Here is an 11,339-nt window from a genome sequence, read left to right on the forward strand (position 1 = left end):
GACTCACTTCCATTATTCATTATTATCAATCTTATTTACTTGCCCTTCAAACGCATTAACGAAAAGATGTTCTGTTTTTCCTCCATGCTGCACGACAAAATGCCATGTTGGAACTAATACTTGAAGTTTAGGCACCCTTGTATAGTAGCCTAGATCTGTATCTACGACTTTACTATTAGGTTTGATCATCCCTTTTTTATATAAAGTTTCTAATGCCTTAATTGCTGATAATGTCTCTTCTGCTTCTTTATATTTCGTTATCTTTGTTAAATACGTTTGGTCATATCCAATCATTTCATTTTTATCGTTTAAATAGACGATCAACTGTGCACTACTGTTTTGAAAAATTCGTTTATTTTCATAAGTTTGATAGAATATTACTTGATTTAATGTTTTATTATAGCTCCAATACTTATACTGATTGCCATTCAAAACATTTTCCTCTACAACAGCTTCTAATTGACCTTCCTTTAAAGATTTTCCGAGTTTAATTGGCTTATCAAACGTCGAACTGATCATCGTTTTATTTACAATAGATGCTTGCTGATTCTTTAATTTTTTTATATCTTTATCCGTAAATTGCTTTTGACTCGCACTAATATAAGGACGTTTTGATCTTCCCTTTGGTAAATTATTATACGAAATTCCTGCTTCTTTTAAGCTCTGTTCTTCTGTTGGGTTATCAAAGATAGCATATTGATTTTTTGTATGTTTATAGCCAAACACGATAGCCAAAAATATATCTAGTATGAGGAAGACAACGATAAACATTGTTTTCGTTTTACTCCAATCCATCTTTATCTCCCCCTCCTAAAACCTTCCAGACGCCATTATAGCAATAGTACCATGCCGGCTTAAATGAGAGTATATCAGAACTGTCCCCGTCTTTCTTCAAAGAATATCCTAAGGCAATATCTTCAACATTATTCATATTAATAGAAGAGTCATTTTTTAATTCGCTTATGACTTGCGTAGCAGACTTGAGTTTCACTGTATTTGATTTCATCGGCAAATCTACAGATAACAAATAATATGGACGTACATATTTATAGATTTCATTTTCTCCCCAATATTCTTGGATATCTGCCATGCCATCTTCATTAAAAACAGGATAGCCATCTTTAAATAGCCGAAATGTAACTTCATGTTCTTTTTCGTTCATCTCGAAATATTGAAATTGGTCAGTCCACCCGCTATGCTGATTAATAAAATCAATTGATTTCATGAATAAATGGTCATCTACATGATTAAGTTCATTATTTTCAGCGGGATTTACAAAAGAAAACACTTTATGGTCATCATCTGTCCGCAACAAACTTGTCCCATTTGTATATTCATCCGCTACTTTTTTAACAAAACTTGGGTCACGGAACAATACCTTTTTAAATTTATCGATTTCAATATCCGTAATCGCATAATTATATTGATTCATAACGGGTGTATTTGTAGGCAAGAACACTTTTTTATTATTTTTTATCGTATAGGCAGCATATGGATCATATACATCCAAGTTTTGATTTAAATGAGTGAGGAAGACTTGAATTTTTTTCTGGTCTGTACTTGCTTCAAATACTTTATTCGTTTTTGACGAAATAAAATAGATACGATTGACTAATTTTGATCCCTTTTTAAGTTCCACCACGATATGATCAAAATTAGCATTTGGAATTTTTTTGTTTGTAAAATGAAAAACATTTTGATAAACATTAAAAGGAATATCATCAGGGAACTCCAGTACTAACCTTTGATTACTCATTATCAAGTAATTGATTTCATTGTGAGATAAGCGTTTCGTACTGATAATATCAAAATTCCATGACTCTAATTCTTTCATAATTCGGTTGACTTCACCATTTTGGACAGTACCATATGCCATATTATTTTGATGGTATACAGATTTATCTGGCAAAACAATTTGCGAAACCTTTTTTTCCTTAGAAATTGAAATATTGGATAAATCATTTAAATTTAGCCATTCATAATTTGGCTGATTGTTCCAAATCAGCCAAGTTAAAAAAATGCTGAGACAGACAAGTACACTTAATATCGTCGTTTTGATTGTCTCTAATTTCATGACCACTCATCCTCTTGTGTACGCTCATATGGAAGGGTGAAGTATATCGTTGTTCCTTTGCCTTCTTGACTGCTGGCCCATATACGTCCACCATGTAATTCAACCATTTCTTTTGCAATCGCAAGTCCCAGGCCAGTTCCGCCCATTTTTCTACTACGAGCTTTATCGACACGATAAAAACGTTCAAAAATCTTCTTCACGTTTTCCTTTGGAATTCCTACACCTTGGTCTGAAATACTTACTTCTATTCTTTCATCAAACTCTTTTACTCTAAACGTGATTTGACCACCTTCAGGAGAATACTTCAATGCATTTGAAATAATGTTGTATAGCACTTGTGTTAATTTGTCCTCATCAATCTCAACAAATAATTCTGTTTTTGGCAACTTGCGTTTAAATGTAACATTTTGCTCTTTCGTCATTTCAAAACGGTCAATAATATGCTGGAAAAATTCAGTAAAATTAACCATTTCTTTATTCAAGTGCCCATCTTTACTATCAAGTTTTGATAATTTAAGTAAATCATTCACAAGTCGAATCATTCTCTCTGTCTCATTTTGTGTGACACTTAAAAACTGAGGAGCAATTTGTTCATCTTTCCATGCTCCATCAGCCAAAGCCTCCAAATAACTTCTCATAGTTGTTAATGGAGTTCTAAGCTCATGCGAAACATTTGCTACAAATTCTCTTCGTTCCATATCAATTTTTTCTTGTTCGGTAATATCATGGAGAACTGTAATTAATCCACTAACAAATCCTGCTTCATTTTGTATTGCAGAAAAATTCGCTCTTAAAATATATGGTTCCTCTTTTGTACTAAAATCTAAAATGATTGAATCCTGTTCTGTTAATAAATCCTCAAAACAATGCTCATCTTCCACTTTCAGTACAGATACAAGCGGTTGAGACAATACTGTTTCACGTGAAACATCTAGCAATTCTTCCGCAGGGTCATTTATTAGAATAACTCTCCCTCTACGGTCTGTTGCAATTACCCCATCTGTCATATGCGTAAGAATTGAAGCAAATTTCCGCCTTTCACCCTCGGTATTTGCCTGTGCCTCTTGTAATTTTTTCGTCATATGATTAAAGGAAATTGCAAGTTGCCCAATTTCATCATTGCCCTTTACTTTAACTTTACGCGAAAAGTTCCCTCTTGCCATTGCAATTGCTTGTCTACGCATTTCTGAAATCGGCCTAGAAATTGTCCGGGAAATAATAATACCGAGTAAAGCTGTAATAAATAACGCGATTACTGTTCCAGTCATAAAGATCTGATTAATCGCCTGGACTTGTCGATATACAGACTCAATCTTTGATACTAGATAGACAATACCGATCACATCACCGTTTGATTTAATCGGGGAGGCCAATACCCACATACGATCCCCTGTTTGCTTGTCTAAATATATTTCATCTTCTTTCTCACCGGTTTCGAGCGCTGTTTTAACAATTTTTTCAGAAGTTTTTTGACCAACAATCCCTTGATTATTAGAAGTTCCTAAAATAACCCCACTGTGACCATCAATTAGGCGAATCTCCGATACATCTGAACTATTGAAGTCTGATAGTACCTTCCTAATTTCACTCGTAACATCTTCTGCTTGATTTTGCTTTTTCGTTAATAAATCTTGAATACTGTATTCAAGAACATTTACCTGGTCATAGATGGATTTCTTAAAATTACTTTCTAATTGATCTTCCAATTTATTGATAAAGTAGACCCCAATAATCTCCATAGCGACAATGATTAATAGGATATAAATGATCACAATTTTAAAATGGATTGATTGAAAAAAATTAACTTTCTTCATTTATTTACTCCTGTTCAGGGTTGCGTAAATAGTATCCTACACCTCTCCTAGTTACAATCCATTCAGGATGGCTAGGATTATCTTCTACCTTTTCTCTTAATCTTCTTACGGTTACATCCACCGTTCTTACATCACCATAATAGTCATAGCCCCACACAGTCTCAAGAAGATGTTCTCGGGTCATAACTTGCCCAATATGTTTAGCTAAATAATGGAGGAGTTCAAACTCACGATGAGTCAATTCAATCGTTTCCCCGCGCTTCGAAACAATATATGCATCAGGATGAATTACTAAGGAACCCACTGTAATCTCGTTTGATTCCTCTTCCTCATTAGCCATTGCTGCAACCTGTTGGTGACGGCGTAAATTAGCCTTAACACGCGCAATCAATTCCCTGGCGCTAAAAGGTTTTGTTACATAATCATCCGCTCCGAGCTCCAATCCTAATACTTTATCAATTTCTGAATCTTTTGCTGTTACCATAATAATGGGCATTTCATATTTTTTCCGAACTTCACGACAAACTTCCATGCCATCACGCTTTGGTAACATAATATCCAAAATAATTAAATCAGGCTCAACCTCTTCTACCATTTCTAATGCTTCTTCCCCATCATAAGCACAATAGACGGTATATCCTTCTTTCGTTAAATTAAACTGCAAAATATTTGCAATTGGTTTTTCATCATCTACTACTAATATTTTCTTATCCATAAAAATGCTCCTTCTTGTTTTACAATAACTCTCTATTTCAGATAAATATTTATTTCACTGTTTATAATTACAACGAAAACTATTCTACTTCAACGTAAAATAAACCTCTTTAAAATTTAACATTTTCAAATATATTCTAATACTATATCTCATTACGTTCTATGTAATATAGCTTTTGCAAAATCCATAAGCACTAACAGGAAAGCCTCTAGAAATTTCTAGAGGCAGACATCTCAATCTTCATTCAAATAAAATACGTGCTTATCGATTCCTAATTATTATTTTAACGTAATAATAACTTGTTTGTCCATTTGAAATATCTAGTAATGGAACCGTCATCTTTTTATATTTAACGGATATATCAATATTTTATACAAATAGTAATGCTTTAAAAGGTAAGTAAATGATGGTTTACCATTTTGTTAAAGACATTTATCTTAGCTTAAAGAGCCAATAAGTACTCTACTGAAATGTTCCGCTGTTTTAGATATGCGCCGGTCTTTAGGCCAGACAAGAGCTGTTTCAGACTTTAAAAGTGGGGTAATTTCAGCATTTATTAGAGTACCTTTAGGTCTTAACTCAATTGCTGATTTTGGAACAATCGCAATACCTACGGCTGAATCAACCAGTGTAAGTAAAGCGGCAACATCCGGAGATTCACAGATGATTTTAGGATTAAAATGAAAGTTTTGGCAGGACTCAACGAATATTTCAAATAAACCTTTTCCTCCTTGTCCATGCAATACCATAAGAGGATAATGCTTAAGTTCTTTTATATGAATTGTACTTCCTTGTATAACATTCCAACCATTTGGCTGTACAGCAACAAGTGGCTCAGTATTCAAATTTACAATATTCAAATTTTCTGATTCTATAGGTAATCTTGTAATCCCTAAATCTACTGTTTTTGTTTGTAACAGTTCTTCCACCCGATGCGAATCCCCTTCCCACAGTTGAAACGTAACTCGCGGATAGATCTGTTGAAAAGTCTGAATTGCCTTTGGCAGATATGATACACAAGACATAACAGTTCCAATAGAAAGATTCCCGGCAATTCCATTTTCCTGTTCTTTTATCTCTAACATCATACCGTCTACCGAATTTAAGATTTCTTTTGCACGGTGATAACAAGTTCGTCCAGCTGCAGTCAGTTCAATAGTTTTAGTATTTCTCCGTATTAAAGTCACACCCAATTCTTCTTCTAACGCCTTCAATTGGAGACTAAGTGGCGGTTGTGCCATATGCAGCTTTTTTGCTGCTCGGGTTATTTGTCCTTCTTCTACTATTGTCACAAAATAAAGGAGCTTTCGTAAATCCATTTTCAATTGATCCTCTTTTATTTATTAAAAAAACATATACATAATATATATTATATATATTTTACATATAAAATATCAAGGTGTAGAGTAAATATCGTAATCATAGCCATATGAAATCGGATATAAGCTTTTGTATCCAAATTAAATCATTCAAAGAGGTGGTCTGTCTATGGTCTACAGAGATTTACGCTCCTTTCTTAAAAAGCTCGAAGAGGAAGGACAGCTTATCCACGTTACTCAGCAAGTAAATCCCGAACCTGATCTTGGTTCAGCAGCACGTGCTGTCAATAATCTTGGAGATCAATCTCCTGCTTTATTATTTCATAACATTCATGGATACCGGACAGAAAAAGTAGTATTGAATGTTATTGGATCGTGGCCAAACCATGCATTGATGATGGGGTTGCCGAAGAATACCCCAGTAAAAGAACAGTTTCATGAATTTGCACGTCGATGGAATCATTATCCTGTCCAAGTCGAAAGAGTAGATACAGCACCTTTTCATGCCAATAAAATAACAGAGGATATTAACTTATTTGATGTTCTACCCCTATTTCGCTTAAATAGTAAAGACTCTGGATGTTTTATTGATAAAGCCTGTGTAATTAGCAGAGATTTAGACGATCCAGAAAACTTTGGAAAGCAAAATGTCGGAATTTACCGACTTCAAGTAAAAGGGAAAGACAAGCTCGGTATTCAGCCGATTCCTACACACGACATTGGCATCCATTTAAGAATTGCCGAAGAACGTGGAGAAAATCTCCCCGTAACGATTGCTATTGGAAATGACCCGGTTATTACAACTATTTCGGGCTCACCGTTAACCTATGAGCAATCAGAATATGAAATGGCTGGTGCAATTCAAGGGGAGCCATACCGAATTGTACGTTCTAAACATTCTAACTTAGATGTACCATGGGGAGCAGAGGTGGTCCTAGAAGGGGAAATTATCGCAGGGGAACGGGAGTTTGAAGGCCCATTTGGGGAATTTACTGGTAGCTATTCCGATGCGCGCCTTCAACCAATCATTAAAATTAAAGCGATTTACCACCGAGACAATCCGATATTTGAGCATTTATACTTAGGTGTTTCCTGGACTGAAATGGATTATATGACAAGTATCAATACTTGTGTCCCTCTCTATCAACAGTTAAAAGAGGCATTTCCTGAAGTCCAAGCAGTCAACGCGATGTATACTCAGGGATTAGTTGCAATTATATCAACAAAAACACGATTTGGTGGTTTTGCCAAAGCAATTGGAATGCGTGCAATGACCACACCACATGGACTTGGATATTGCAAACTCGTAATTGTCGTAGATGATTTTATTGACCCTTTTAACTTACCCCAAGTAATGTGGGCTCTCTCAACCCGAGTAGCGCCGGACCAAGATTTGATTATGATACCTAATGCATCAGTTTTATCACTTGATCCAAGTTCACAGCCACCAGGAATTACACATAAACTCATTATTGATGCAACAACACCTAAAGCGCCTGAGAGTCGCAGTAATTTTGCTCCATCTGTGGAAGCACCTCGAGATACAAAAAAATGGGAAAACATTTTAAAAAACTTAATTAAAAAATAAGGAGTGAATAACATTGCCTACATGTCCTCGCTGTAATTCAAAAAAAGCTCAGGTCTTGTGTGAGTCGCCAGAAAAAGGATGTTGGATTATGTACTCATGCCCAATCTGTACGTTTACATGGAGATCAACTGAACCGGAGACCATTAAAAATCCGATATTATATGATCCAAGATTCAGGGTCGACCCAAATAAGATGAAAGACTATCAAGTACATCCTGAAATTGCAAAAAGAAGGAAATAAGTCCTTATGGAAGGGGGCTACAATGAAATTAATTGTTGCAATGACTGGAGCTTCTGGAAATATATTAGGACTTCGACTACTGGAAAAGTTAAAAAAATGTAATTTGGAGATCCACCTAGTCATTTCTGAATAGGCAGAGAAAAATATAGATTAGAATGTCTTATTATAACTGACGATACTTACTAGGAGACTAAACTTCTAACAAACTCATAATGCAAGCATAGCAATATGAACACTAAGCAGAAGAGGTCGTAGGTTATAAAAAAAAGCACTACGAGAGACTAAGTCATCGCAGTGCTTTTTAATAATGGCTCGGGACGGAATCGAACCGCCGACACAAGGATTTTCAGTCCTTTGCTCTACCGACTGAGCTACCGAGCCAAAAATCCATTTGATACTTATGTAAGAATAAGATATCAACAAAAAATATGTAAAATGGCGGTCCCGACGGGAATCGAACCCGCGATCTCCTGCGTGACAGGCAGGCGTGATAACCGCTACACTACGGGACCAATGTTATATTTGTCATATTTCGTAACAACAAAAACAATATTATCATAAGATCTTAATACATTGCAACATTTTTCTACATTTTTTTTAAAAGTTTATTAAAAAAGAAATATTTTTCGTCATAATCGTTTTTGTAAAAGACCTCTTTATGAGCAGGTCATAGTGGCCAATTAAAAAAGGATTAAGATCATGGGACCTTAATCCTTCAGGATAACATTATACGCGCCATACACTTTGAACGACATTTGTTTGTGAACGGTCTGGACCGACAGAGAAAATTGAAACTGGAATTCCTGTCAGTTGAGAAACTCTTTCAAGATAATGACGTGCATTTTCTGGAAGATCATCTAATGAACGGCATCCGGTAATGTCTTCTGTCCAACCTGGAAGTTCTTCATAAACAGGTTCACATTCTGCTAGTACTTTAAGACTAGCCGGGAATTCTTCAGTTGTTTGACCTTTATAACGATAAGCAATACAAATTTTTAATGTATCAATCCCTGTTAATACATCTAATAAGTTAAGTGATAAATCGGTGATCCCGCTAACACGGCGAGCATGGCGAACTACGACACTATCAAACCAGCCAACACGACGAGCTCTTCCAGTCGTAGTACCATATTCATGGCCAACTTCACGAATTTGATCGCCAATTTCATCTAATAATTCTGTAGGGAACGGGCCATCACCGACACGTGTTGTATATGCTTTTGCAATACCTACAACATGGTTAATTTTGGACGGTCCAACACCAGAGCCAATTGTCACTCCACCAGCAACAGGGTTAGAAGAAGTAACAAATGGGTATGTACCTTGGTCAATATCAAGCATTACACCTTGAGCACCTTCAAATAAAACGCGGCGTCCGGCATCTAATGCATCATTTAATACAACAGAGGTGTCACATACGTATTGTTTAAATTGTTGTCCATATTCATAGTATGGTTCTAAAATTTCTTCTAATGTAAATCCGTCTGTCTCATAAATTTTTTCAAACAAACGATTTTTTTCTTCTAAGTTACGTGTCAGTTTTTCTTTAAATTCGTCATAATCTAATAAATCCGCAATACGGATACCTACTCGAGCTGCTTTATCCATATATGCAGGTCCGATTCCTTTTTTCGTCGTACCAATTTTATGATCACCTTTACGTGCTTCTTCCACTTCATCTAATTTTAAATGATAAGGAAGGATTACGTGTGCGCGATTGCTGATACGTAAGTTATCTGTAGAAATGCCTTTATCGTGAAGATATTTTAACTCTTCTACAAGTGCCTTTGGATCTACAACCATACCATTTCCGATTACACTAATTTTTTCTTTATAGAAAATCCCTGAAGGAATCAAATGCAATTTATAAGTGACACCATCAAAACGGATTGTATGCCCTGCATTATTCCCACCTTGATAACGGGCAATAACCTCTGCATTCTCAGAAAGGAAGTCTGTAATTTTTCCTTTCCCCTCATCTCCCCATTGTGTCCCTACTACGACAACTGATGACATTCTGTGCACCTCCGCAAATTTTTGCAAATTCATCATTTCTATTTACATTTTAACAGTGTTAAAAAAGAATATCAATGAAAATCCGAACATTTATCATTATATTTGATATATTTATTCGTTAATTAAGTTGGTAAATTTTTTTGACATAGAACACAAGGCTATAAAAAAAGAGACCTTTTTATTATGGTCTCTCCCTGTTACTTTATGCAGGAACTGGAGCATCATCAAATCTTCTCTCCAAGTTAACAAACTTATTATATTCTTTCACGAATGCCAGTTGAACAGTGCCTACTGGACCATTACGCTGCTTCGCAATAATGATTTCAATAATATTTTTATTCTCTGTATCTTGCTCATAATAATCTTCACGATATAAGAATGCTACAATATCCGCATCTTGCTCAATACTTCCAGATTCACGAATGTCACTCATCATTGGTCGCTTATCTTGCCGCTGCTCTACACTACGTGATAGCTGTGATAAGGCAATAACAGGCACTTCCAATTCCCTCGCTAATGCCTTTAATGACCTCGAAATCTCAGAAACTTCCTGCTGTCTATTTTCTTTTGAATTTGCGCTTCCTTGTATTAATTGCAAATAGTCAATTACAATCATACCTAGGCCTTGTTCTTGCTTTAGACGACGGCACTTAGAACGGATTTCACTAATCCGAATCCCTGGAGTATCATCTATGAAAATACCTGAATTTGATAGACTCCCCATTGCCATAGTCAATTTTCTCCAGTCCTCATCGGTCAAAGAACCTGTACGGAGTCTTTGCGCGTCAATATTTCCTTCCGCACAAAGCATACGCATTACAAGCTGCTCAGCACCCATTTCCAGACTGAAAATAGCAACATTCTCTCCGGCTTTCGTTCCAACATTTTGTGCAATATTTAAGGCAAATGCCGTTTTTCCTACTGACGGACGCGCTGCAACAATAATTAGATCATTTCTTTGAAAACCTGCTGTCATTCTATCAAGTTCATTAAATCCAGTTGGAATACCGGTTATATCTCCTTTACGATTGTGCAATAATTCAATATTATCATATGTGTTCACGAGAACATCTTTAATATGTTGGAAGTCTCCGGCATTTTTTCGTTGCGCTACTTCCATGATACTTCTTTCAGCATCATCTAGCAGTTCATCGACGCTGTCTTCTCTCGTATATCCCTCTTGCGCAATATTCGTCGCAGTGCGGATTAAACGGCGCAACAATGATTTTTCTGCTACAATTTGAGCATAATAGCCGATATTTGCAGCTGTCGGTACACTCGTTGCTAGTTCACTTAAATAAGAAACTCCCCCAACATCTTCTAATTGCTGCGTTACAGACAGCTCCTCCGCAACTGTAACTAAATCGACCGCTTTACCAGCATCATTTAGCTTGAAAAAGATCTGGAAAATTTTCTGATGTGCACTTCGATAAAAATCTTCAGGCACCAATACTTCTGAAGCAGTAATGAACGAAGAAGGTTCTAAAAAAATCGCACCAAGTACCGCTTGTTCTGCTTCAATATTTTGAGGTGGAATGCGATCTATTATTTCACTCATATAAACCCTCCCAT

General features: G+C 35.9%; 9 protein-coding genes and 2 tRNA genes. 2 read left to right on the forward strand and 9 right to left on the reverse strand.

Translation table 11 applies throughout. From position 1 onward, the window contains the following. Positions 1–12: 12 nt before the first annotated feature. From G4D61_RS01195 to G4D61_RS01215, 5 genes are all read right to left on the reverse strand, one after another. Positions 13–795: a two-component system regulatory protein YycI gene (locus tag G4D61_RS01195; protein ID WP_025731569.1), complete on the reverse strand. Its 783-nt coding sequence runs from the start codon at positions 793–795 to the stop codon at positions 13–15. Next, on the reverse strand, positions 782–2,074 hold the full coding sequence (locus tag G4D61_RS01200) for a YycH family regulatory protein (RefSeq protein ID WP_163173047.1): 1,293 nt from the start codon (positions 2,072–2,074) through the stop codon (positions 782–784). Before G4D61_RS01200 ends, G4D61_RS01195 begins: the two co-directional genes overlap by 14 nt. Continuing rightward, the gene (walK, locus tag G4D61_RS01205) at positions 2,071–3,888 is read right to left on the reverse strand and encodes a cell wall metabolism sensor histidine kinase WalK (protein ID WP_025731567.1); all 1,818 of its coding nucleotides are present in this window, start codon (positions 3,886–3,888) and stop codon (positions 2,071–2,073) included. The genes G4D61_RS01200 and walK overlap by 4 nt, the downstream gene beginning before the upstream one ends. Before the next feature lie 4 nt (positions 3,889–3,892). After that, the gene (gene yycF / locus G4D61_RS01210; protein ID WP_025731566.1) at positions 3,893–4,603 is read right to left on the reverse strand and encodes a response regulator YycF; all 711 of its coding nucleotides are present in this window, start codon (positions 4,601–4,603) and stop codon (positions 3,893–3,895) included. A 437-nt stretch (positions 4,604–5,040) separates the two neighbouring features. Continuing rightward, complete coding sequence (locus G4D61_RS01215; protein ID WP_025731565.1) at positions 5,041–5,922, reverse strand: LysR family transcriptional regulator; 882 nt, start codon at positions 5,920–5,922, stop codon at positions 5,041–5,043. A 169-nt stretch (positions 5,923–6,091) separates the two neighbouring features. On the opposite strand from G4D61_RS01215, the gene G4D61_RS01220 reads away from it, so the two are divergent. Together G4D61_RS01220 and G4D61_RS18030 are read left to right on the forward strand one after the other, a co-directional pair. Beyond that, on the forward strand, positions 6,092–7,510 hold the full coding sequence (locus G4D61_RS01220) for a non-oxidative hydroxyarylic acid decarboxylases subunit C (protein WP_025731564.1): 1,419 nt from the start codon (positions 6,092–6,094) through the stop codon (positions 7,508–7,510). A 13-nt stretch (positions 7,511–7,523) separates the two neighbouring features. Further along, positions 7,524–7,751 (forward strand): non-oxidative hydroxyarylic acid decarboxylases subunit D, encoded by a 228-nt coding sequence (locus tag G4D61_RS18030; RefSeq protein WP_035355014.1) that lies wholly within the window; start codon positions 7,524–7,526, stop codon positions 7,749–7,751. 308 nt (positions 7,752–8,059) lie between these two features. Here the strand turns inward: G4D61_RS18030 and G4D61_RS01230 are convergent. From G4D61_RS01230 to dnaB, 4 genes are all read right to left on the reverse strand, one after another. Continuing rightward, positions 8,060–8,132 (reverse strand) — tRNA-Phe (locus tag G4D61_RS01230). A 55-nt stretch (positions 8,133–8,187) separates the two neighbouring features. Continuing rightward, a tRNA-Asp gene (locus G4D61_RS01235) sits at positions 8,188–8,263 on the reverse strand. A gap of 214 nt (positions 8,264–8,477) precedes the next feature. Next, complete coding sequence (locus G4D61_RS01240) at positions 8,478–9,767, reverse strand: adenylosuccinate synthase (RefSeq protein ID WP_163173049.1); 1,290 nt, start codon at positions 9,765–9,767, stop codon at positions 8,478–8,480. Between the two features lie 202 nt (positions 9,768–9,969). Continuing rightward, complete coding sequence (dnaB, locus tag G4D61_RS01245; protein WP_035355017.1) at positions 9,970–11,325, reverse strand: replicative DNA helicase; 1,356 nt, start codon at positions 11,323–11,325, stop codon at positions 9,970–9,972. Between the last annotated feature and the right edge of the window lie 14 nt (positions 11,326–11,339).

The sequence above is a fragment of the Heyndrickxia ginsengihumi genome, from assembly GCF_011008565.1.
GTDB classification, from domain to species: Bacteria; Bacillota; Bacilli; order Bacillales; family Bacillaceae_C; genus Weizmannia; species Weizmannia ginsengihumi.